The organism is Nocardia wallacei, from assembly GCF_029869545.1.
Lineage (GTDB): Bacteria > Actinomycetota > Actinomycetes > Mycobacteriales > Mycobacteriaceae > Nocardia > Nocardia wallacei_A.
In genome coordinates this window covers 1-21,007 of the sequence record NZ_JARWQD010000391.1, presented here as the reverse complement: position 1 = coordinate 21,007, position 21,007 = coordinate 1, and the positions used below count along the sequence as shown (strand labels likewise).

The window sequence follows — 21,007 nt, the reverse complement described above, 5'->3', positions numbered from 1 at the left end:
CGCTCTGTGAGAGTTCATTACCGTCCGCATCGGAGGTGCTCGCCGGGCGTTGTTGCCTAGGCTGGCGGGGTGAAGGTCACGACGGATGTCGAGCGCGGTCGGTGGCTGCTGGCGCGCGTCCGCAGGGACGGCATCGGCATGATCACCGGTACCGGCTTCGACGCTTATGCACGGATCCTGCATCCGGTGGAGGCGATCCGCTTCGATGCCACGGTCACCGACGAGTGGGGCGGTCCCGAGATCGTGGAGGAGGCGATGTGGTCGTGGGCCGAGGTCGCCGCGCGCAACGGCAAAGTCATGCATCCACTTGTGCAGTGGCGCAACCTCACCGACGGTGAAGACCAGGCGGCGAGGTCTTTCGACGACGGCTGGCAGGTCGGCCAGACCGAACTGGGATGGTTCGACCCGAACCTGCTGGCCGCGCTCACGGTCCACCTCCGTGCCGCCACCGAGGCGCCGGAGGAGGTGACGGCGGGAGTGTGGGACGGGTTCGGCTCGATGGATGACACGTCCTCGGGTGCGGTGGTTTTCGTCGCGTCCACCGACGACGACCCGCAGGAACTCGAGCGCGAGCGGGCCCGGATCGACGCCGAGCTGGCCGCCTCCGTCGTGCCGGAGGTCGAACGGGCCATGCGGTCAGGGCCTTTCCTGCGATGGCCCGGACGCGATTTCGTGCTCTTCGACACCAGTCTTTCCGAACTCGCCGACCCCGCCTGGGTCTATACGGCGGGCCTGGGATGGACCACCGACTTCCCCGGATCGATGCCCCAGCTGCTCTGGCCCGCCGACCACGCCTGGGTCGTGGCCAGCGAGATCGACATCGATTCCACGATCGTGGCTGGACCTCGGACCCTGATCGACGCGGTCCTGGCCGACGACCGTTTCGAATCCTTCGAGATCACCGAGAAGTCGGACCTGAGCTGGGACGGCGACACCATCAACCCCGCGCCGAAGGACTGAGCGAGGTGTCGGTCTCGGGACTCGAGCGCGCCGCGACGGTGGTGGCCGGTGCCATTGGCGTTGCGGCGGGCGCGATCTGGGTACTGTGCGTGCTGGTTGTGCTCGACTCCCGCTGGTCGACCGACCCCGCCGCCGATCCGCACGGCTATCGCCTGATCTTCGCCACGATACTGTCCGTCCCCGCCGCGGTAGTCGCCGCTGTCGGCCTACCGTTCGTTTTCCCGCGAAGATCGCGGACCCTCGCCGCGTGGGTTGTCACGGTGGTGCTGTTCCTGAGTACGGCGGTGCTCTTCGTGGCCCTGGCCTTCGGCTAGTCGACCCGCGCGACCCGAACCATGTTCTTACGCAATGGTTTCGGATGCGGCGCGCATCAACCCGCGCCGAAGGACCGAGCGAGTATCGGTGGTGCGACGACTCCGGGACGGCCGAGATCGGCCGCCCCGGAATGCATTTCGTGCTATCGAGTCCACTGATCTTCCGGGGGGCACCCGGGCAGCGGTTTGCCGATGAGGGCCAATGGCACGAAGAAGTTGACCTGGCCGATCGCGATCGCGAGGGTGGCCAGCGCCTGGGCGTCGTAGTGCTCGGCGGCCTCGGCGTACAGCGCATCCGACACCCGTTCGCCGTGTACCGAGGGCTGGAGCACGGCCTCCACCAACGCGAGGGCGGTGCGCTCGGCGTCGGTGAAATAGGGGGCGTCGTGCCAGGTCGCTACGGCGGTGATGCGCTCCTCGGATTCCCCGGCCGTGCGCAGATTGCCCGCGTGCAGCACCGCCAGATAGGTATTGCCGACGATCTGACCGGCGCGCAGTTGCACCAGGCCGATCGTGGCGCGCGGAATCGAGCCGTTGCCGGTGGCCTGGAACATCGCCCCTGCCGCCGTGCCCAATTCTGGGACCAGGTGCTGTGGGTTGGGCATGCGTGAACCCGTCGTCTTCTCCATATCCTCAGCCGACCTGGTCGGTGCCGTTGTCCCAGGTCTGTCCGGCGGGTTCGCGGACGACGCTGTTGACGATGTTGAACATGGTTCCGCCGGCGAGCCACAGGGTCAGCGCCGCGCGCTGCCGCTCGTCGTAATGGCGCGCCAGCTCCGCCCACAGCTCATCGGAGATCATGTCGCTGCCGCGGTGCGCCATACCGGTGATCGCCTCGGCGAAGGCGAGTGCGGCACGTTCGGCGTCGCTGAAGTACGGCGCGTTCCGCCACGCCGAGACGGTGGCGAGCTGATCGTCGGTGATGCCTTCCTTCTTCGCCAATTGCACCTCGGCCCACAGGCAGGCGCTTCCTTTGTTGATCTGGCTGGCCCGCATCGCGGCGATCGCCAGCGTCGAACGGGGGACGCCGCCGGTGAAGACGGCCTTCTCCAGGGCGACCGGAATGGCTCGGCCCGCCTCGGGCAGCTGGTAGAAGGGATTGGTCATACGCAAGGTCACGGTGCATCCTTCTCGGAGTTCCGGAGCGGCCGAATGCCGCTCTGCCCCACTGACGTTGCGCGATGACAGAACGTGACCGGAGTCGGTGGTGCGGCCGGTCGACTCCACGCGCGCGGTGCGGCGCGGAGTGTCGCGGAACCGCGGTGATGCCGGGTCGGTGGTGGAAGTGGCGGAGGATCGGGTGGACGGATCAGTCGCAGAGGATCATCGGGCACGGGGCGCGGTACATCAGGTTTTGGCTCATCGACCGGGACAGCATGCCGGTCAGCCGGTTGCCGCGGCGGTCTCCGGACACCACCAGCTGCGCGTTGCCCGCCCGCGCGGCCCGCGTCCGGGCGGACGGATCCGGCTCGACGACGTTCGTGACGTGCACGTTCGGGTACCTCTGCTGCCAGCCCGCGACTAGCTGCTCGGTGCGCATCGCATTGCGCTGCTGCGGGGACAGTCGCGTCGTCTCGCGCCGGGGCGGTGTCGAGGCGCGCATGGCGATCACATCGACATCGAGCAGTTCGGCCAGTTCGAAGGCATTGCCGATCGGGCCCGTGCGGGCCGCGGCGCCGAGATCCACCAGCACCGGGCGCCGGTCCGACAGCGGATCGTCCTGGCGGCCGTGCCACACGGCGACCGGGCAGCGCGACCGCTCGGCGACGCGTTCGGCCAGCGATCCGGTCAGCAGGGCCGGTAACCGGCGGGCGTCGGGACCGGCCACCACGACCATGCGGGCATCGGCGCTGGTGGCGACGAGCTCGCGGGCCGGGTCGCCGACCTTCGGGAGCTGCCGGACGGACAGGTTCGGCTGATCACGCCGGACCGCATCGGCCACGTGCTCGGCCCGCCGCCGTGCCACCGCCGAAAACGTCCGCAGCAGGTCCCGCTCCGCGCGGCTTCCGGTCGGCACCGGATAGTCGGGGGCCGGAATGGTGCTGACCAGCAGGAGCGGTGCCTGCTCGCGTGCGGCGAGGTCCGCTGCCCAGCGCGCGGCGGGTATCGCGGACGGACTGTCGTCGACTCCGACGACGATCGGACGATCGTTGTGCCGGTCCATCGCTACTCCACCTCGCTTCGGTCGTCGGTACTTTCGGGCCACGCGAAGACGCCGCCGAGTCTGGTCGGCGTATCGCATGATGTCGGGGTGCTCGCGCGTATCGGATGGCATGACGAATTGGCTTGCCGAAGTGGGTGTTTCGGCCCGCCGACGTCGACCGCACGTCTCCGCGGGAGCGGAGGCGATGATCGAGGTCGCGCTCGCGGTACCCACGCTAACCTCGCCGCAAACCTCCCGCCATGCATTAAAGCCCTCCAAGATCGTGATTTACACCACGGTCACATTTCTCACTCGCCGCGGCCGGAGCCGCGGAGCCACTGGATGACGACGGCGACGGCGGAGGCGACGGCGAGGGCGAGGGCCAGGAGCGGCCAGGGGGTGAGGGTGGCGTTGGTGTAGGTCATCGGGCGGCTGCCGGGGAGGGCGAACTGGCTGGTGCCGAAGTAGTCGCTCAGCAGCCAGCCGATCTGGCCGCCGAGGTCGTGGCTGAGACCGACCATGGCCTTCACCTCGGGAGCGTGGCTGTTCAGGTAGAGCAGGGCGGTGAGGGTCGACAGCGCCGACGCCACGGTGGAGGCCGTGGCCAACCGGGTCAGTGCCCGGGTGCGGAATCGGAGGGCGGCCAGCGCGACCAGGACGGTGTGGACGCCGACGGCCGCGGCGAGAATTCCCCAGCCGCCGTTGATCTTTGCGATATCGGGCGGCGAATGGGCCCAGGCGTTCATGAGGAGGGTGGACGCCTCGATCCTGCCGAAGGCGTCGACTCGGACCTTGCCGTCGAACCCGGCGGCGGTGAGCCACGGCGCGAACAACAGGGCCAGCACGAGGGTGTTTCCCATTGCGGCACAGCCGAATCCCCACCGCCCGGCCAGGGCCGACCGCACCGCCCGCCACCGGGATCGGCGGGTTCGGCCGCCGGGAACGTCGAGTACCAGCACCGGACGCTGCCGAATCTTGTTCGCCTGCCAGGGCGTTGGCTGCACCATGTCCTCACTTCGTGACGGGAAGCCAGGAGGGGCGAGCCTGGCGCTTCAAGCTAGGCCGGACCGTGCCCGGTGACCACCGATAGGACCAGCGTGATCACAATTCCGCCCGGGCAATGGCGGCCGATACAGTCGGGTGGAGCCCGGAGGGCCGACCGAGTTCGCACCGACACCGTGAGGAGCTGCCGTGGATGTGTCTCGTCCCCGCCCGAGTGCCGATGCCGTGGCCGCGGTCGTCGCCGCGCTGAACGGTCGCGGGATCGAGACGGACGACAGTGCGCTGACCCGCTCGCTGTACTCCTCGGACGCCTCGGTCTATCGGGTGCCGCCGGGCGCGGTCGCGTTCCCGCGCCGCACCGAGGATGTCGAGGCGGTGGTGGCGGCCTGTGCCGCGAACGGCGTGCCGATCACCAGCCGTGGGGCGGGAACCTCCATCGCGGGCAATGCGATCGGCACCGGCATCGTGATCGACCACAGCCGGTACCTCGATTCCGTGCTGGCCATCGATGCCGAAAGCCGTTCGGCGCGTGTGCAACCCGGTGTCGCGCATGCCACCCTGCAGCGCCGTGCGGCGGCGCGCGGGCTGCGGTTCGGGCCGGATCCGTCCTCGCATTCGCGGTGCACGGTGGGCGGGATGATCGGGAACAACGCGTGCGGGTCCCGGGCGCTGGGGTACGGGCGGACCAGCGACAACGTCCGCGGGCTGCACGTGGTCACCGTGGCGGGGGAACATCTGCGGCTCGGCAGTCTCGCCCGGCCCGGCGCGGCCGCCTCGCCGGTGCTGGAATCGCTGCGGACCACGGTGGACGGTTCGCTGGCCACGATCCGGTCCGAATTCGGGCGCTTCGGGCGACAGGTGTCCGGCTATGCCCTCGACCCGCTGCTGCCGGAGCACCGGTTCGACGTGACGAAGCTGTTCGTCGGGTCGGAGGGCACCCTCGGCGTCGTGCTCGAGGCCGATATCGCTCTCGTGGCGGATGCGACGCATCGGGTCATGGGGGTGCTCGGATTCGAGAACATGGTGGCGGCCGCGGCGGCGGTTCCGGCCATACTTCCGTACTCGCCCATCGCCTGTGAGGGCCTCGACAGCCGGATCACCGATGTCGTGCGTGCGGTGCGGCCGGGCGCGGTGCCGCGGATGCCGCGCGGGGCGGGGTGGTTGTTCGTCGAATTCGCCGGGGAGGACCGGGCCGCGCTGGAGTCGAAGGTGGCGGCGGTGGCGTCGGCGAGCGGGGCGCTGGACTGGCGTCCGGTCGGGTCGGCGGCGGAGGCCGCGGCGCTGTGGAAGATCCGCGAGGACGGCTCCGGCCTGGTGGCGCGGACGCCGAGCGGTCGTCCCGCGCATGCGGGATGGGAGGATGCGGCCGTACCGCCGGAGCATCTGGCGCAGTATCTCGCGCGGTTCGAGGAGTTGCTGACCGGGTACGGGCTGACGGGCGTGCCGTACGGGCACTTCGGCGACGGGTGCGTGCACGTGCGGATCGATTTCGACCTCGACGACGCGCGGGGCCGCGGCCGGTTCGAGCAGTTCCTCGACGAGGCCGCGAAACTGGTCGGCGCCTACGGTGGTTCGATGTCGGGGGAGCACGGCGACGGCCGGGCCCGCAGTGCGCTGCTGTCGCATATGTATTCGCCGGATGCGCTCGAGTTGTTCGGCCGGGTCAAGCATCACTTCGATCCGGGGAACCTGATGAACCCGGGCATCATCGTCGATCCGCTGCCCGCCTCCGCCGACATCCGTTATGTGCCACCGCCTTCGCAGCGGCAGCCGCTGGCATTCCGGTATCCGCACGACGCCGACGGTCTGTTCGGGGCCGTGCACCGGTGCACCGGGGTGGGCCGGTGTGTCGCCCCCAATCCCTCGGCGACGGTCATCTGCCCGTCGTTCCAGGCCACCGGCGAGGAGAAGGATTCGACCCGCGGTCGCGCGAGGATTCTGCAGGACGCCGTGACCGGGCACCTCGGTCCGGCGGGCCTGTCCGCGCCGGAAGTGCATGCGGCGCTTGATCTCTGCCTCAGTTGCAAGGGCTGCAAATCCGACTGCCCCACCGGCGTGGACATGGCGACCTACAAGGCCGAGGTGCTGCATCACCGCTACCGGGGCAGGGTCCGGCCGCGGTCGCACTACTCGCTGGGCCGGTTGCCGCTGTGGCTGCGCCTCGCGCGCCGGATGCCCCGTCTCGCCAACCGGCTCAGCGGGATTCGCGCCACCCGCCCGATGGTCGCCTGGGTGGCGGGCATCGATGCGCGCCGCGATATCCCGGCGATCGGCGACTCCGCGGACCGCAGGGCGTGGCGTGCCGCGCGGCGGGCGACGATGACCGGGACCAAGGATGTCGTGCTGTTCGTCGACACCTTCACCGACAGCTTCACCCCCGCCGTCGCGACCGCGCTGCTGGAGGTCCTGCACGCGGCGGGCTACCGGGTGCACGTCCCGCCGCGCAGTGTCTGCTGCGGGCTGACCTGGATCTCCACCGGCCAGCTCGACGGCGCGCGGCGGCGGCTGGAACAGACCGTCGCGGCGCTGCACCCGTATGTCGAGCGGGGCATGGCGGTGCTGGGGATCGAGCCGTCGTGCACCGCGGTGCTGCGCGCCGACCTGGTCGAATTGGTGGGCACCGAGCAGGCGCGGGCGGTGTCGGCCGCGGTGCGCACCCTGTCGGAGCTGCTGACCGGCGACGAGGACTACCGGCTGCCCGACCTGACCGGCGTGCGGGTGCTGGCCCAGCCGCACTGCCACCACCACGCGGTACTCGGCTGGGACACCGACCGCCGCCTGCTCGAGCGGGCCGGGGCCGAGGTGCGGGCCGTGGGCGGATGTTGCGGCCTGGCAGGCAATTTCGGTGCCGAACGGGGGCATTACGACGTATCGGTCGCCGTCGCCGAAACCCAGCTGCTGCCCGCGCTGCGCGACGCGGCACCGGACACGGTGATCCTCGCCGACGGCTTCTCCTGCCGCACCCAGATCCAGCACCTGTCGCACCTGCGCGGCGCCCACCTCGCCGAACTGCTCGCCGGAAAGACCGGTACACGTTTTTCCCGATGATCTGCGGGTAGGGCCTGGTTATGGGCTTGGACGAATATCGGGACAAGCGGTCCGGTACGGGCCCGGAACCCCGCGGGCGGGCATCGCCGCACCGCGCGGGCGATGCGCCGCGTTTCGTGATCCAGCATCACCTGGCGAGCAGCGATCACTACGATTTCCGGCTGGAGATCGGCGGGGTGCTCGTATCGTGGGCCGTGCCCAAGGGGCCGTCGACGGATCCGAAGGACAAGCGGATGGCCCGCCGCACCGAGGACCACCCGCTCGAGTACGAGACCTTCGAGGGCGTCATCCCCGAAGGGGAGTACGGTGCCGGACGCGTCATCGTGTGGGACAGCGGCACCTACACCAACAACGCCGACCACGACATGGCTCATGCGCTGGAGCGCGGGCACCTGTCCGTCACGCTCGACGGGGAGAAGCTGCACGGCGGGTATGCCCTCACCCGCATCCGTGGCGCCACGAACGAGACGTGGTTGCTGGTCAAGAAGTCCGACGCCGACGCGGGATCGCCGCGTCAGCCGCTGCGCACCCGGCCGGAATCGGTCCTGTCCGGGCGAACCCCCGACGAGTTGTCATGACCCGCGTGCGGGAGACTGGCCGATGACCACCGGCGATATCACGATCACCCACGCCGACCGGGTGCTGTTCCCGGACGACGGGATCACCAAGGGCGAACTCGCCGACTACTACGCCGCGATGGCGGAGGTCATGCTGCCGCATCTGAAGGGTCGGCCGCTGACGCTGTGGCGGTATCCGCGCGGTATCGGCGAAAAGGGTTTCGTCCAGCAGGATTTCGCGCGTTCGATACCCGGGTGGATGGCCCGCGCCGAGGTCGCGAAGGAGGGCGGGACCGTCGTGCATCCGGTCGTCGACCGCCCCGATGCGCTGGTGTGGCTGGCGAACCAGGACTGCGTCACCGTGCATGCGTGGCTGTCGCGGCAGGGGCGCGAGCCCGATCGGCTGGTGTTCGACCTGGACCCGTCCGGCGGCGACTTCGCCGTGGTGCGGGCGACGGCGCGGGCGTGCGCAGACGTCCTGGAAGACCTCGGGTTGGCCACCTATGTGCAGACGACCGGATCGCGCGGCCTGCATGTCGTGGTGCCACTGCGCGCCGACGCCGACTACGACACCGTCCGTGGGTTCGCCCGCGAGGTGGCGGAGGTGGTCGCCGCCGACGATCCCGCGCACCGGACGGTGGAGATGCGCAAGGACAAGCGTGGTGATCGCGTCTACATCGATGTGATGCGAAATGCGTACGCGCAGACGGCCGTTGCCCCGTACGCCGTCCGGGCTCGCCGCGGCGCCCCGGTCGCCACCCCGCTGGATCGGGCGGAACTCGACGATGCCGGGCTGCGCCCCGACGGTTTCACGATCCGCGACCTCCCCGCCCGGCTCGCCGAACGCGAGGACCCCTGGGCCGGGATCCAACGCCACGCCCGATCCCTGTCCCGCCCGCAACAGCGCCTGCGTGCGCTCCGAGGGTGAATGCGATTCGGCAGCAGCGGCACCTGCGTGCGCTCCGAGGGTGAATGCGATTCGGTGGCAGCAGCGCCTGCAGGCCGTCCGATGGAGTTGATTCCGGCCCCAAAGTAGAACGTGTTCCTATACCGTCGGGCCTGTGCAGAAAGAACAACGCCCTGCCGTGGCCGACTGGTTCACCGCGGACGACGGTGCGGTACGCCTCGTGGGCAGCCGCTGCGAGGTCTGCGGGACGCCGTACTTCCCGCGGAACACCCTGGCCTGCCGCAATCCGCAGTGCGCGAGCGCGAAGGACGGCTCCGAGCTGGCCGAGTACCTGTTCTCGACCCGGGGCCGCATCTGGTCCTACGCGGATGCCCGGTACAAGCCGCCCCCGCCGTATGTCTCGCCCGATCCGTTCGAGCCGTACGTCGTGGCGGCGGTGGAACTCGAGGTCGAGCAGATGGTGATTCTCGGGCAGGTGGTGCGCGGTCTCACGGTGGACGACCTGGCCGTCGGCATGCGGGTCGAGCTGACCGTCGGCGTGCTCTACGAGGACGAGGACGCCGAGCACACGGTGTGGATGTGGAGGCCGATCGATGCCTGAGACGAACCGCGATATCGCCGTCCTCGGTGCGGGCATGCACCAGTGGGGCAAGTGGGGGCGCAATTTCGTCGAGTACGGGCTGGTCGCGGCGCGCGCGGCGCTGGCCGATGCCGGGGTGGACCACCGCGACGTCGGCTATATCGCCGGGGCCGACACGATCCGCAACGGATACCCCGGCTTCGTCTCGGGCGCGACGTTCGCCCAGGCGCTGGGCTGGTCGGGGGCGCGGATCTCGAGCAGCTACGCCGCCTGCGCCTCCGGGGCCCAGGCCGTCGCCAATGCGCGCGCCCAGATCCTCGCGGGACTGACCGACGTGGCGCTGGTGGTCGGTGCCGACGCCGCCCCGAAGGGCTTCTTCCAGCCGGTCGGCGGTGAGCGCCGCGACGATCCGGACTGGCTGCGTTTCCATCTGCTCGGCGCGACCAACCCCATCTACTTCGCGCTGTATGCCCGTCGGCGGATGGCGCTGCACGGCGCCACGCTGGACGATTTCGCCGCGGTCAAGGTGAAGAACGCCCGGCACGGACTGAACAATCCGTGCGCGCGCTACCGCAAGGAGGTGTCGGCCGAGGAGGTCGCCGCCTCGGCGATCGTCTCGGATCCGTTGCGGCTGTTGGACATCTGCGCGACCAGCGACGGCGGTGCCGCACTGGTGCTGACGTCGATGGAGTACGCGCGCCGCCACGGCGTCACCGATCCGGTGCGCATCCGGGGCCTGTCGACGGTCACGCCGACGTTCCCGAAGACCGTGCTCGATCTGCCGGATTTCGCGACGGATTCCGCCGTGGCGGTGCAGGCCCCGCCGCGCGCGTTCCGCTCCGCCATCGCGCACGCCGCCTACGAGGAGGCCGGGATCGGGCCCGCCGACCTGTCTTTCGCGGAGGTCTACGACCTGTCCACGGCGCTGGAGCTGGACTGGTACGAGGACATCGGGCTCTGCGACGTCGGCGGCGCGGAGGAGCTGTTGCGCAGCGGCGCAACGACACTGGGCGGACGCGTGCCGGTGAACCCGAGCGGTGGGCTGGCCTGTTTCGGCGAGGCGATCCCCGCGCAGGCGATCGCCCAGGTCTGCGAGCTGACCTGGCAGCTGCGCGGCCGGGCCGACGGTCGTCAGGTGGACGACGCCCGCGCGGGCATCGCGGTGAACCAAGGGCTGTTCGGCCACGGCTCGGCCATTATCGCCACCCGCTGAGCCCGAGGTCCCTGCCGGAATCGGCGTCCATCGATTCCGGTGGGGTGCACCGGATCTCGGAGCCTCCTACTCCGTGGCGGTGCGGCGCAGGAGCAGGACCAGATACGGCGCCCCGAGGAGCGCGGTCACGATGCCCGCGGGTATTTCGACCGGGGCGAGCAGGGCACGGCCGAGGGCGTCGGCGGCGACGACGAGCGTCGCGCCGAGCAGGGCGGCGATCGGGACGAGCCGGGCCGTGCTGCCGCCGACGAGTCGCCGCGCCAGATGCGGGGCGACGAGGCCGACGAAACCGATGGTGCCGACCGCCGCGGCCGTCCCGGCGGCCAGCACGGCCGCGGCGCCGAGCACGAGGATCCGCGCCCGGCCGAGCGCGAGTCCGAGCGTGCGGGGCAGATCGTCGCCGAGGGCGAGCAGGTTCACCGGCCGGGTGGCGACGGTGAGCAGGACGGCGGCGGCCGCGGGCACCGCGAGCCAGCCGAGGGCGGTGAGACCGCGGCCGTAGGTGCTGCCGGACAGCCAGGTGAGGGCGGCGGCGATATTCATCTGCGAGTGGACCACCAGGGCGTTCACGGCCGCGGTGGCCGTGGCGGTGACACCGAGGCCGACCAGGATCACCCGGGTGGGGTCGAGTCCGCCGTCGTCGCGGGCGATTCCGATCACCACCGCCAGCGTGGCGACGCCGCCGATGCCCGCGGCCAACGGCAGGAATACGGCGGGGGCGGCGGGCAGCACGCTGATCATCAGCACCGCACCCGCGGCCGCTCCGGCGGTGATCCCGACCAGGCCCGGTTCGGCGAGCGGATTGCGCACGACCGACTGCACCGCGACACCGGCCGCGGCGAGGCAGGCGCCCGCGACGGCGGCGACCAGGATCCGCGGCAGCCGCAGCGACAGCACGGCGGCGGTCAGATCGTCGCCGGTGCCCGCCAGCGCCGCCGCGAGCTGATCCCAGCCGAGATCGACATCGCCGACGCGCAGCCCGATCGCCGCCGCCGCGAGCAGCGCGGCCAGCCCCAGCGCGAGCACGACCGCGTACCCGGCCGCCCGCCGGGGACGGGCGACCGACACCGCGGCGCCGGTGTCGGCGTCACCGGTCGTCGTCCGGCGCGCCAGCAGCACGAACACCGGCCCGCCGAGCAGTGCGGTGACCACGCCGACCGGCAGTTCGCCGAAGCCCGCCGACGGCGGGAACGCCAGCTGGGCGGCGGAATCGGCGGCGAGTATCAGTGCCGCACCGAACAATCCGGACAGCGGGAGCAGCGCCGCGTGCTGCCGGATGCCGAGCAGCCGGACGACGACGGGGGCGATGAGCCCGGCGAAGCCGATCGGCCCGGCCAGGGTCACGGCCGCCGCGGACAGCACGACCGCCAGCAGCAATGCCGCGGGCCGGATGCGGCCGACGCGCACGCCCAGCGCCTCGGCCGCCTCGTCGCCCAGGGCGAGCAGGTCGAGCGGCCGCACCAGCAGGGCGGCGCACAGCCCACCGAGGAGGATGACCGCGCCGAGTACGAGCGGGCGCTGCAGCCCGGTCTGCAGCAGAGTTCCGTTGCCCCAGAAGAACAAACCGCTCGTGGCCTGTTCGTCGAGCAGGTGCAGGAATTCCGCGGCGGCCGTTCCGGCCAGCGCCACCACCGCGCCCGCCAGCAGCACCCGCCCGGGGGTGAGCACGCCGCGACCGGCAAGCAGATACACCACCGCGACGGCCAGCAGCCCACCGGCGAATGCGGCGATGCCGGAGCCGAGAATCCCACTGTCCCAACCGAAGTACGCCAGCACCGCCACCGCGAGGTAGGCACCCGCGTTGACGCCGAGGGTGTCGGGCGCGGCCAGGGGATTGCGGGTGGCGCCCTGGATCAGGCAACCGGCGACACCGAGCGCGATCCCGGTGGCCAGACCGGCCAGGGTGCGCGGCAGCCTGCTGCCGACCAGCACCGCGCGGGTTTCCGCGGAGGCGTGGCCGGTGATCAGCTCGAGCAGCGCCCCCGGTCCGGTCCCGGCGGCGCCGAGCCCGAGGTGCACGACGGCCAGCGCGCCGAGGGACAGTGTGAGCGCGGCGCAGACCAGGGAGATCCGCAGTGTCCGAGGGGAATTCACACGCCGAGGGCCTTCGCCGTCTCGTCGAGCAGGTGCAGCGCCGACAGCGGGCCGCCGAACAGCCACGTCCCGGGGTCGAGCGATTTCGCGCGGCCCTCGCCGACGAAGGCGAGGCCGCGCCAGACCGGATTGCCCGCCAGGGCACCGGTGAACGGATCGTCGTTGACGGCGGCCACCGACAGGAACGTCACCGAGGGCGGGACCTGGGTCAGTCCCTCGACACCGACCGTGGTCATGCCCCAGTCGTCGGGTTTGCCCCGCCAGCCGTTGCGCAACCCCGCACGGTTGAGCACCTGCGGGGAGAACGCGTCGTCGGTGAGCAGGCGGATCGAGGGCACGCCGTTGACCGAATAGCCTTGCGCCAGAGCGTATTCCTGCCCCGCCTTCCCGGCCTGGGCCAGCCTGCCCGCGAGATCGGATGCGGCGGTATCGATCCGGCCGAGGACCTCGGCGGCCCGGTCCTGCGCGCCGACCGCGGTCGCCAGCGCCGTGAAGTTCTTCCGCATCGTCTCCAGCTGCGGTGCGACGGTGTAGTCGAACGACAGCACCGGGGCGATCTTCGACAGCTGCTCGTATCCGGCGCCGACACGGTCCTCGCTCGCCACGATCAGATCCGGCCGCAGCGCCGTGATCTGCTCGATGCTCGGCTCGTTGCGTTTGCCGACATCGGTCACCGACGCGGGCAGCGCCGCACCCGGGGCGGTGACCCACGTGGAGTAGGTCGCGCTGTCGGCGTTGCCGACCGGCGGGACGCCCAGCGCGATCAGTTCCTCGGTGTAGGTCCACTCCAGCGAGACGACCCGGGTCGCGGGGCGGGGGAGGGAGACCGGGCCGCGGGCGGTGTCCACGGTGATCGCACCGGCCGCGGTCGAATGCGACCCGCCCGGATCGCTCACGGTGCCGGATCCGCAGCCCGCGAGGCCGAGCAGGAGTATCGGGGCCGCGCAGAGGCGCAGTAGACGACGCATGTTCTCTCCAACTGTGCAGGGAATCAGGACGAGGCGGCCGGATCGGGTCGCCTCGGGAAGCACGCGAGTTGCCCGGAGTCCGGGTCGCGGACCACGCTGACCTCGAGGCCGAACGCGCGGCCGATGGTGTCGGGCGTCAGCACCTCGTCCGGCGGACCGGCCGCGGCGATACCACCGTCGGCGAGGACCACGATCTCGTCGCCGTACGCCGCGGCCTGCATGAGGTCGTGCAGCACGACGCCGCAGGCGATGTCGTGCTCGCGGGCCAGGCGTCGCACGACGTCGAGCACGTCGAACTGGTGCCGCAGATCGAGGTAGGTCGTGGGCTCGTCCAGCAGCACGATCGCGGAGCGTTGCGCGAGTACGGTCGCCAGCCAGGCCCGCTGCCGTTCGCCGCCGGAGAGTTCGTCGAGCCGCGACCGGGCCAGCGCCGCCGCGTCACTGACCTCGAGGGCCCACTCGACCGCCTCGCGATCGGCGCCGGTATGCCTGCCGAACGCGCCGCGGTGGGCGTAGCGGCCGTGCCGGACCAGTTCGCGGACGGTGACTCCGGCGGGGACCAGCGGCGCCTGCGGCAGGAACGCCAGCCGCTGGGCCAGCGCGCGCCGCGACAGCGAGCGCAGCGGCGCGTCGCCGACGTGCACGGAACCGGCGAGCGGGGACAGCAGTCCGGCCACCGTGCGCAGCAGGGTGGACTTACCACATCCGTTGGGGCCGACCAGGATCGTGACCTCGCCCGCTCGCAGCGTCAGGTCGACGCCGCGCAGCACCGCCCGGCCGCCGTGGCCGACGTCGAGGCCGCGCGCCACCAGCGCCACGTCCGCTCCGGTCATCCGCCAACTCCTTACCACGCCGGACCAGCACCGTAGCAAAGTAGGGAAGGCAAGCCTAATTCTGTGATCGTCCGGTGTGCGGGCCTCGGAACATATTTGAACCCGTCGGTTTCAAGTATTGAACGAACTGGTTTCCACCCGCTAGGGTGGCGGGCATGCTGGGATTCGCACTGCCGCAGTTCGGTCGGGCCGCCTATGACGACGTGGCCCGCTTCGCATCGACCGCCGAGGGCCTGGGGGCGGGCAGCCTGTGGGTGGGTGATCGGCTGCTCGCGCCGGTCCATCCGACCGTCGGATACGCGGGCACCGACACGATCCCGGAGGAATTCCGGACCAGCCTGGACCCGTTCGTCGCGCTGACGGTGGCCGCGGCGGTGACGAGCACCGCGCGGCTGGGCAGCAATGTGCTTGTCGCGCCGTGGTATCCGCCCGTCCCGCTGGCCCGGCAGCTGACCAGCATCGACGTGGTCAGCGGCGGGCGGCTGATCCCGGGGCTCGGCATCGGCTGGTCGCCGGAGGAGTTCCAGGCGGCGGGCGCGCCGTTCCGCCGCCGCGGCGCCCAGCTCGACGAGCTGCTCGACATCCTGGAGAAGTGGTGGACCACGAGCCCGGTCGAACACCAGGGGGAGCGCTGGACGATCCCGCCGTCCTGGGTCGATCTCGAACCGGTGCAGCGGCCGCGGCCGCCGATCTACCTGGGGGCGTTCACCTCCGCGGGTCTGCGGCGGGTGGGGGAGCGGGCCGACGGCTGGCTGGCGGTGGTCGAGGTGCCCGGCCGCCTGCACCATGTCGAGGGGCTGCGGCGGCAGCGCGCGGCCATCGACGACGCCGCCCGGGCCGCGGGGCGGGACCCGTCCGCGATCCACACCTACGTCCGCGTCAACGTCGCGGCGGGTGCGACGGTCGAGCAGGTGCTCGAGACGGTGCGGGCCCTGGCCGACAGCGGATACACCGAGATGTTCGCCGATCTGATGTACGTGACGTCCGGACTCGACGACCACCTGGAGTGGGTGAAGCGACTGCTGGTGCCCTAGTGGCGCTTTCGGACCGCGGTGACGGCCTTGCGGGCGGCGACCTGAACCGGATCCCAGACGGGCGAGAACGGCGGCGCGTAGCCGAGATCCAGCTGTGTCACCTGTTCGACGGTCATGCGGGCGGTGAGCGCGACGGCGGCGATGTCGACGCGCTTGCCCGCGCCCTCGCGGCCGACGATCTGCACGCCGAGCAGGCGTCCGGTGTAGCGCTCGGCCAGCATCTTCACCGTCATCGGCGCGCTGCCGGGGAAATAGCCGGAGCGGCTGGTGGATTCGATGGTGACCGTGACGTACTGCAGGCCCGCGGCCCGAGCGTCCTTCTCGCGCAAGCCCGTTCGCGCCACCTCCAGATCGCAGACCTTGCTGACCGCGGTGCCGACGACGCCGGGGAAGGTGGCATAGCCGCCACCGATACCCGATCCGATGACCTGCCCCTGCTTGTTTGCGTGGGTGCCCAGCGGAATGTGGCGCTGCCGCCCCGACACCAGGTCCAGCACCTCGACGCAATCCCCGCCCGCCCAGATGTTCTCGTGACCGCGCACCCGCATCGCGGCATCGGTGAGCAGGCCGCCGAATTCGCCGAGCGGCAGTCCCGCCGCCCGCGCGAGCGTGGTCTCCGGGGTGACGCCGATGCCGAGCACCACCACGTCGGCCGGATACTCTGCGGTCTCGGTCACCACCGCGGCGGCGCGGCCGTCGGGCCCGGTGCGGATCTCGGTGACCTCGGTCTTGCCGACGACCTGAATTCCCATGCCGCGCATCGCTTCCCGGATGATGCCGCCCATGTCCGGGTCCAGCGTCGACATCGGTTCGGCGCCGCGATCGAGCACCGTCACCGCATAGCCGCGCTGCAGCAGCGCCTCCGCCATCTCGACGCCGATATACCCGGCGCCGACGACGACCGCGCGCGTGCCGCGGGTGTGTTCGAGGGTGTCGATGAGGGCCTGGCCGTCGTCGAGGGTCTGCACGCCGTGCACGCCCGGGGCATCGATGCCGGGCAGCGGGGGCCGGGTGGGCCGCGCGCCCGTGGCGATGACGAGTTTGTCGTACTCCAGCGATGATTCGGCGCCGGATTCGCGGTCGAGGACCCGGACCCGGCCGGTCGCGACATCGATATCGAGCGCTTCCGTGCGCATCCGCAGGTCGATATCGCGCTCGCGATGTTCCTGCGGGGTCCGCGCGATGAGTGCCTCGCGATCCACGACGTCGCCACCGACCCAGTACGGAATTCCGCACGCGGAGTAGGAGGTGAACCCACCCCGCTCGAGCACGACGATCTCCAGGTCGTCCGGCGACCGCAACCGACGCGCCTGCGACGCCGCCGACATCCCCGCCGCGTCCCCACCGATAACCACCAGCCGCTCCGCCACGAGCACCACACTAGCCACCGGCCGCCGATCCGTGATCGGACGGTGTGTCAGTGGGCGGTGCCTGCCGACTCCGGGGTCTCGGGGGCGAGGTGTTCGCGGAGGACGGTGACGTGGCGGACGGTGCCGGAGAGGCCGGGGAGTTCGGTTGGGGTGGTCCAGGTTCGGAAGCCGTCGAGGCTGTCGCTGTAGAGGTATCTGCCCTCGGTGTAGGCGTCGAAGTAGATGCGCCAGCCGCCGCCGGGGAGGGCGGTGACCGACTGGCCCTCGCGCGGTGCGCCCCAACCGGCCCAGTCGCCGGTCGCGACGAAGGTGTACGGGCCGGTCACGGCGTCGGCGACGGCGAGTTCGATGAGCTTGGTGGTCTCGTTCTTGGTGAACGCGACGTAGCGGCGGCCCACCTGCACGATCGTGGTGTCGATGTAGCCGAACGCGTCCGGATCGTCGGGCGCGGGGGCCAGGCCCGCCACCGGCGTGAGCGCGGTCCACGAGCGCAGTCCGGCGTCGGTGGCGGTCATCAGGTGGGGCGTGAAGCGGTAGCCGTCGGACAGCGACACGATCACGTTGACCCCGCCGCGCGAGTCGACGAACCACTCCGGCGCCCACGTCGAGGTCACTCCGTCGATCGGGACGGTGTAGTCGTACAGGTGGGTCCACGTGGCGCGGTCGGTGCTGCGGGCGAAGCCGATCGTATTGCCCTCCCACCCCGTGGTGTAGGTGATGTAGTAGGCGCCGTCGACGTGCCGGAGCAGGCACGGGTCGCGCATCAGCCCGGTGGGCGGCGTGTAGGCGCGGGCGCGGAGCAGCGAGAACCGGGTCGCGTCGGCCGATTCGTAGACGAACAGGTCGGATTCGCTGCTGTTGGTGAAGCCGGTCAGCGTGTAGCGCAGGCCCGGCGCGGGCTGGGCCGCGGCGCCGCGGCCCAGCGTCAGGCTCAGCGGGAGTCCGACGGCCAGTCCCAGCATGCCGCGGCGGTCGATACTCCGAAACGTCATCTGCACCACCGCCGGTAGCCGCTCATACCGAGAATGAGACCACGCCCGCCCGCTACCGCCCGGCAACACGCCGCAGGCGCGGCGGGCGCGATCGGACACGGGCCGGATGTCCCCGGAACTCCGACATGGATCAGGCAGTATCGGGTGCCATGACCGAGGCACGGTTCACGCGTGGGAACCCGCACCCTGCCACGGCGGAGGAGCCGCCCACGATCGTCGAGATCGCCCTGTTCCGCGACGTCGACCCCGGCGAATTCGGCTGGAGCGCCGAATGGGGGATGCTCGACGGGATGCTGCGCTGTGAGAGATCCGCCGAGGATCTGGGCGGGCTGGTCGAACACGTCCTCACCGATGCCCGGCGGCGCTGGGGTCACGACCCCGGCCTGGAGGTGCAATGGGCACTGCACCGCGGTGATCCGTTCCGCGGCAGCGACTACGACCTCGGCGCGGACGTCACCGGTACCGTCGTCGACGGCGTGCCGCTGCCCGCCAGCCTGCCCGATACCGAAGCACCACAAGGCATTCGATAACCACCTACCGGAATCCGGCGGCGCCGGACCGACCGATCGGGAGCCCCGATGGCAGAGGATGCGATCTACGCGGGATTCGACCGGGCCGCGGCGGCGGTGGCCGACCAGGTGGTGCGGTGGCGGCATCATCTGCACCAGCATCCCGAGCTGTCGAACCGGGAATCCGGTACGGCGCAGCTGATCTCGGAGCATTTGCGGTCGCTGCGCCTCGACGAGGTGCGCACGGGCGTCGCCGGGCACGGGGTGGTCGGCGTGCTGCGCGGCGGGCGGCCCGGCGACCGGGTGATCGCGCTGCGCGCCGATATCGACGCGCTGCCGGTGCCGGATCTGTGCGGGGTCCCGTTCGCCTCGCACGTGGTGGACGAGAACTATCCCGGCGGCCCGTTCCCGGTGTCGCACGCATGCGGGCACGACTGCCACACCTCGATGTTGATGGGCGCGGCGACCGTCCTCGCCGGAGCGCGCGAAAACCTGCCCGGCACCGTGCTTTTCGTCTTCCAGCCCGCGGAGGAGGGCCCGCCGGTGGACGAGCGGGGCGGTGCGCGGGCGATGGTCGACGACGGCGCCTGCGCCGACCCCGAGCCGACGATGGCGTTCGGATTCCACGTCACGCCGTATCCCAAGGGCTACATCGGATATCGCGTCGGCAACCAGTTCGGGGCCTCCTGCCTGATCAAGATCGTGATCACGGGTCGGCAGGTGCACGGGTCGACGCCGTGGATGGGTATCGATCCGATGCCCGCGGCCGGTGCGGTGATGACCGGGATCGGGCAGCTGTACCGGCAGCTCGACGCCTTCGATCCGATCACGGTGACGATCGGGCATGTGGAGGATGTGGGCCGGTTCAACATCATCGGCGAGCGGGTGACGCTGTGGGGCACGATCCGCTGCGCGATCGAGACGGACATGTCCGAGGCGCAGACGCGGCTCGAGACGCTGGCCACGCACACCGCCCTGGCCTACAACTGTTCGGCCACGGTCGAATACCTGCAGGACGTGCCCGCGGTGCACAACGGTTCGCGGTGGATGGCGGCCGGGCTCCCGACCTTCCGCAGGGTCGTCGGCGCGGACAAGGTGGTCGAGACGGCGCCGACGCTGGGCTACGACGACGTCTCCGAATTCGTCAACAGGTACGGCGGGCTGTATGTGACGCTGGGCGTGCAGGACGCCGAACTCGACGACAGCGGCATGCCCCGCCCGGCCCCGGGCGGACGCGGCCTGTACATCAACCACAACCCCCACTTCTACGCCGACGACGACACGTTGGTCACCGGCGTCCGCCTGCACTCCTACGTGGCCTACGACCACCTGTCGGGGACGCTCGTGGTATAGGTCACGGACAATTAAGTTGTGCGCAACTTAATTGCGGGCTACTTTTGTGGCTGTGACCGATCAACTGGCACTCGACCGGCAGGTGTGTTTCCCGCTGTACGCGGCCTCGCGGGCGATGACGGCGGTCTACCGGCCCAAGCTCGAGGCGCTGGGCCTGACGTATCCGCAGTACCTGGTGATGCTGGTGCTGTGGGAGCGCGACGGCCGCGGCGTCGGCGAGCTGTCCGCCGCGCTCGCACTGGACTCCGGGACGCTGTCGCCGCTGCTGAAGCGGTTGGCGGCCGCGGGGCTGATCGAGCGGAGCCGCTCGGCCGACGACGAGCGCCGCGTCGAGATCCGGCTCACCGGCCGTGGTCGCGCGCTGCGCGCACAGGCGTGCGATATCCCCGAGGCGATGGCCGAGGCCACCGGCCTGTCCGTGAAAGAGCTCACGGCGCTGCGGGAAATGCTGCAGCGCATGACCGGGGCACTCACCGCCCACACCGGATCGAAGGAGAACTGACATGAAGGTCCTGTACACCGCGGAGGCGCTGGCCACCGGCGACGGACGCGACGGCAACGCCCGCACCACCGACGGCAAAGTCGATGTGGCGCTGTCGATTCCGAGGGAGATGGGTGGCACCGGCGCGGGCACCAATCCCGAGCAGCTGTTCGCGGCGGGCTACGCGGCGTGCTTCCACTCGGCGCTGCGGCTGGTCGGCAAGCAGGCGGGTGCGAATATCGATGATTCGGCGGTCGGCGCGAAGGTCGGCATCGGGCCGAACGAGACCGGCGGGTTCCAGCTCGAGGCCACCCTCGAGGTGTCGCTGCCGCACCTGTCCCGCGACGAGGCGCAGGACCTGGCCGACCGCGCGCATCAGGTGTGCCCCTACTCCAACGCGACGCGCGGCAATATCGACGTGCAGGTCGTGGTCGCCGAGGACTGAGGGTTGACCCTGACCCAGGGTCAACGTTCCAGCATGGTCGACATGGCGACGAAATCGACGGCGGGGGGGGGGGGGGCTACCCGGGGGGGTTGGCTGCGCGGCCGGGGTTGACCGGGGGCTGGTTGGGCCCGGGGTGGACTCCGCGGCCCTCCCTGGGGGGGGGGGGGGGGGCGTGGCGTTCGGCGGTGCGGATCAATTCGGACC

21 protein-coding genes are annotated in these 21,007 nt (G+C 71.0%); 12 read left to right on the top strand and 9 right to left on the bottom strand.

Features of this window, described 5'->3' with window-relative positions; genetic code table 11:
- The first annotated feature begins 69 nt into the window (after positions 1-69).
- Together QH290_RS36995 and QH290_RS36990 are read left to right on the top strand one after the other, a co-directional pair.
- Entirely contained in the window at positions 70-960 is an 891-nt protein-coding gene (locus QH290_RS36995) for a hypothetical protein (RefSeq protein ID WP_280265606.1), read from the top strand.
- A gap of 5 nt (positions 961-965) precedes the next feature.
- The gene (locus QH290_RS36990) at positions 966-1,274 is read left to right on the top strand and encodes a hypothetical protein (protein ID WP_280388076.1); all 309 of its coding nucleotides are present in this window, start codon (positions 966-968) and stop codon (positions 1,272-1,274) included.
- Between the two features lie 143 nt (positions 1,275-1,417).
- On the opposite strand, the gene QH290_RS36985 is transcribed toward QH290_RS36990, so the two are convergent.
- The 4 genes from QH290_RS36985 to QH290_RS36970 form a co-directional block, all read right to left on the bottom strand.
- A complete protein-coding gene (locus QH290_RS36985; RefSeq protein ID WP_280388073.1) occupies positions 1,418-1,879 on the bottom strand; it encodes a carboxymuconolactone decarboxylase family protein in 462 nt (153 codons plus the stop codon).
- Positions 1,880-1,907: 28 nt separating this feature from the next.
- The gene (locus tag QH290_RS36980) at positions 1,908-2,393 is read right to left on the bottom strand and encodes a carboxymuconolactone decarboxylase family protein (protein ID WP_280266659.1); all 486 of its coding nucleotides are present in this window, start codon (positions 2,391-2,393) and stop codon (positions 1,908-1,910) included.
- Between the two features lie 190 nt (positions 2,394-2,583).
- Entirely contained in the window at positions 2,584-3,438 is an 855-nt protein-coding gene (locus QH290_RS36975; RefSeq protein WP_280266658.1) for a universal stress protein, read from the bottom strand.
- Between the two features lie 287 nt (positions 3,439-3,725).
- The gene (locus QH290_RS36970; RefSeq protein ID WP_280388071.1) at positions 3,726-4,424 is read right to left on the bottom strand and encodes a hypothetical protein; all 699 of its coding nucleotides are present in this window, start codon (positions 4,422-4,424) and stop codon (positions 3,726-3,728) included.
- Positions 4,425-4,614: 190 nt separating this feature from the next.
- Here QH290_RS36970 and QH290_RS36965 point away from each other — a divergent pair, with 190 nt between their 5' ends.
- From QH290_RS36965 to QH290_RS36945, 5 genes are all read left to right on the top strand, one after another.
- The gene (locus QH290_RS36965; RefSeq protein WP_425303699.1) at positions 4,615-7,467 is read left to right on the top strand and encodes an FAD-binding and (Fe-S)-binding domain-containing protein; all 2,853 of its coding nucleotides are present in this window, start codon (positions 4,615-4,617) and stop codon (positions 7,465-7,467) included.
- Positions 7,468-7,487: 20 nt separating this feature from the next.
- The gene (locus QH290_RS36960) at positions 7,488-8,045 is read left to right on the top strand and encodes a DNA polymerase ligase N-terminal domain-containing protein (protein ID WP_280266655.1); all 558 of its coding nucleotides are present in this window, start codon (positions 7,488-7,490) and stop codon (positions 8,043-8,045) included.
- Positions 8,046-8,067: 22 nt separating this feature from the next.
- Positions 8,068-8,952 (top strand): non-homologous end-joining DNA ligase, encoded by an 885-nt coding sequence (gene ligD, locus QH290_RS36955; protein WP_280388067.1) that lies wholly within the window; start codon positions 8,068-8,070, stop codon positions 8,950-8,952.
- Between the two features lie 133 nt (positions 8,953-9,085).
- Positions 9,086-9,532, top strand: coding sequence for a Zn-ribbon domain-containing OB-fold protein (locus QH290_RS36950; protein ID WP_425303698.1), 447 nt, complete (start codon positions 9,086-9,088; stop codon positions 9,530-9,532).
- Entirely contained in the window at positions 9,525-10,724 is a 1,200-nt protein-coding gene (locus tag QH290_RS36945; RefSeq protein WP_280388065.1) for a lipid-transfer protein, read from the top strand. Before QH290_RS36950 ends, QH290_RS36945 begins: the two co-directional genes overlap by 8 nt.
- Positions 10,725-10,790: 66 nt before the next feature.
- Here the strand turns inward: QH290_RS36945 and QH290_RS36940 are convergent, their stop codons facing one another.
- From QH290_RS36940 to QH290_RS36930, 3 genes are read right to left on the bottom strand one after another with little or no spacing between them, the layout of a single operon-like run.
- Positions 10,791-12,818, bottom strand: a complete 2,028-nt coding sequence (locus QH290_RS36940; protein WP_280388063.1) for an iron ABC transporter permease — start codon at positions 12,816-12,818, stop codon at positions 10,791-10,793.
- Positions 12,815-13,786 (bottom strand): ABC transporter substrate-binding protein, encoded by a 972-nt coding sequence (locus QH290_RS36935; RefSeq protein ID WP_280388061.1) that lies wholly within the window; start codon positions 13,784-13,786, stop codon positions 12,815-12,817. Before QH290_RS36935 ends, QH290_RS36940 begins: the two co-directional genes overlap by 4 nt.
- A gap of 23 nt (positions 13,787-13,809) precedes the next feature.
- A complete protein-coding gene (locus QH290_RS36930) occupies positions 13,810-14,619 on the bottom strand; it encodes an ABC transporter ATP-binding protein (protein ID WP_280261519.1) in 810 nt (269 codons plus the stop codon).
- A gap of 155 nt (positions 14,620-14,774) precedes the next feature.
- Here QH290_RS36930 and QH290_RS36925 point away from each other — a divergent pair, with 155 nt between their 5' ends.
- Positions 14,775-15,653: a TIGR03619 family F420-dependent LLM class oxidoreductase gene (locus QH290_RS36925; RefSeq protein WP_280388059.1), complete on the top strand. Its 879-nt coding sequence runs from the start codon at positions 14,775-14,777 to the stop codon at positions 15,651-15,653.
- On the opposite strand, the gene QH290_RS36920 is transcribed toward QH290_RS36925, so the two are convergent.
- Entirely contained in the window at positions 15,650-17,041 is a 1,392-nt protein-coding gene (locus QH290_RS36920) for an FAD-dependent oxidoreductase (protein ID WP_280261514.1), read from the bottom strand. The two genes, QH290_RS36925 and QH290_RS36920, sit on opposite strands and share 4 nt — an antisense overlap.
- A 29-nt stretch (positions 17,042-17,070) precedes the next feature.
- Entirely contained in the window at positions 17,071-18,015 is a 945-nt protein-coding gene (locus QH290_RS36915) for a glycoside hydrolase family 43 protein (protein WP_280388057.1), read from the bottom strand.
- A 149-nt stretch (positions 18,016-18,164) separates the two neighbouring features.
- On the opposite strand from QH290_RS36915, the gene QH290_RS36910 reads away from it, so the two are divergent.
- The 4 genes from QH290_RS36910 to QH290_RS36895 are packed head-to-tail and all read left to right on the top strand — an operon-like array spanning position 18,165 to position 20,803.
- The gene (locus QH290_RS36910) at positions 18,165-18,545 is read left to right on the top strand and encodes a hypothetical protein (protein WP_280261510.1); all 381 of its coding nucleotides are present in this window, start codon (positions 18,165-18,167) and stop codon (positions 18,543-18,545) included.
- 48 nt (positions 18,546-18,593) lie between these two features.
- On the top strand, positions 18,594-19,877 hold the full coding sequence (locus tag QH290_RS36905) for a M20 metallopeptidase family protein (RefSeq protein ID WP_280388055.1): 1,284 nt from the start codon (positions 18,594-18,596) through the stop codon (positions 19,875-19,877).
- Between the two features lie 52 nt (positions 19,878-19,929).
- Positions 19,930-20,379, top strand: a complete 450-nt coding sequence (locus QH290_RS36900; protein ID WP_280388052.1) for a MarR family winged helix-turn-helix transcriptional regulator — start codon at positions 19,930-19,932, stop codon at positions 20,377-20,379.
- Position 20,380: 1 nt separating this feature from the next.
- Positions 20,381-20,803 carry an organic hydroperoxide resistance protein gene (locus tag QH290_RS36895; RefSeq protein ID WP_280261504.1) on the top strand — a complete coding sequence of 141 codons (423 nt, stop codon included), beginning with the start codon at positions 20,381-20,383 and terminating at the stop codon, positions 20,801-20,803.
- Positions 20,804-21,007: the final 204 nt, after the last annotated feature.

What these genes read in the sequence shown, in the direction of transcription:
- QH290_RS36930 (WP_280261519.1), bottom strand. Translation starts at nt 14,619, where the DNA reads ATGACCGGAGCGGACGTGGCGCTGGTGGCGCGCGGCCTCGACGTCGGC.
- QH290_RS36960 (WP_280266655.1), top strand. Translation starts at nt 7,488, where the DNA reads ATGGGCTTGGACGAATATCGGGACAAGCGGTCCGGTACGGGCCCGGAA.
- ligD (WP_280388067.1), top strand. Translation starts at nt 8,068, where the DNA reads ATGACCACCGGCGATATCACGATCACCCACGCCGACCGGGTGCTGTTC.
- QH290_RS36975 (WP_280266658.1), bottom strand. Translation starts at nt 3,438, where the DNA reads ATGGACCGGCACAACGATCGTCCGATCGTCGTCGGAGTCGACGACAGT.
- QH290_RS36925 (WP_280388059.1), top strand. Translation starts at nt 14,775, where the DNA reads ATGCTGGGATTCGCACTGCCGCAGTTCGGTCGGGCCGCCTATGACGAC.
- QH290_RS36905 (WP_280388055.1), top strand. Translation starts at nt 18,594, where the DNA reads ATGGCAGAGGATGCGATCTACGCGGGATTCGACCGGGCCGCGGCGGCG.
- QH290_RS36910 (WP_280261510.1), top strand. Translation starts at nt 18,165, where the DNA reads ATGACCGAGGCACGGTTCACGCGTGGGAACCCGCACCCTGCCACGGCG.
- QH290_RS36970 (WP_280388071.1), bottom strand. Translation starts at nt 4,424, where the DNA reads ATGGTGCAGCCAACGCCCTGGCAGGCGAACAAGATTCGGCAGCGTCCG.
- QH290_RS36915 (WP_280388057.1), bottom strand. Translation starts at nt 18,015, where the DNA reads ATGACGTTTCGGAGTATCGACCGCCGCGGCATGCTGGGACTGGCCGTC.
- QH290_RS36895 (WP_280261504.1), top strand. Translation starts at nt 20,381, where the DNA reads ATGAAGGTCCTGTACACCGCGGAGGCGCTGGCCACCGGCGACGGACGC.
- QH290_RS36985 (WP_280388073.1), bottom strand. Translation starts at nt 1,879, where the DNA reads ATGCCCAACCCACAGCACCTGGTCCCAGAATTGGGCACGGCGGCAGGG.
- QH290_RS36935 (WP_280388061.1), bottom strand. Translation starts at nt 13,786, where the DNA reads ATGCGTCGTCTACTGCGCCTCTGCGCGGCCCCGATACTCCTGCTCGGC.
- QH290_RS36945 (WP_280388065.1), top strand. Translation starts at nt 9,525, where the DNA reads ATGCCTGAGACGAACCGCGATATCGCCGTCCTCGGTGCGGGCATGCAC.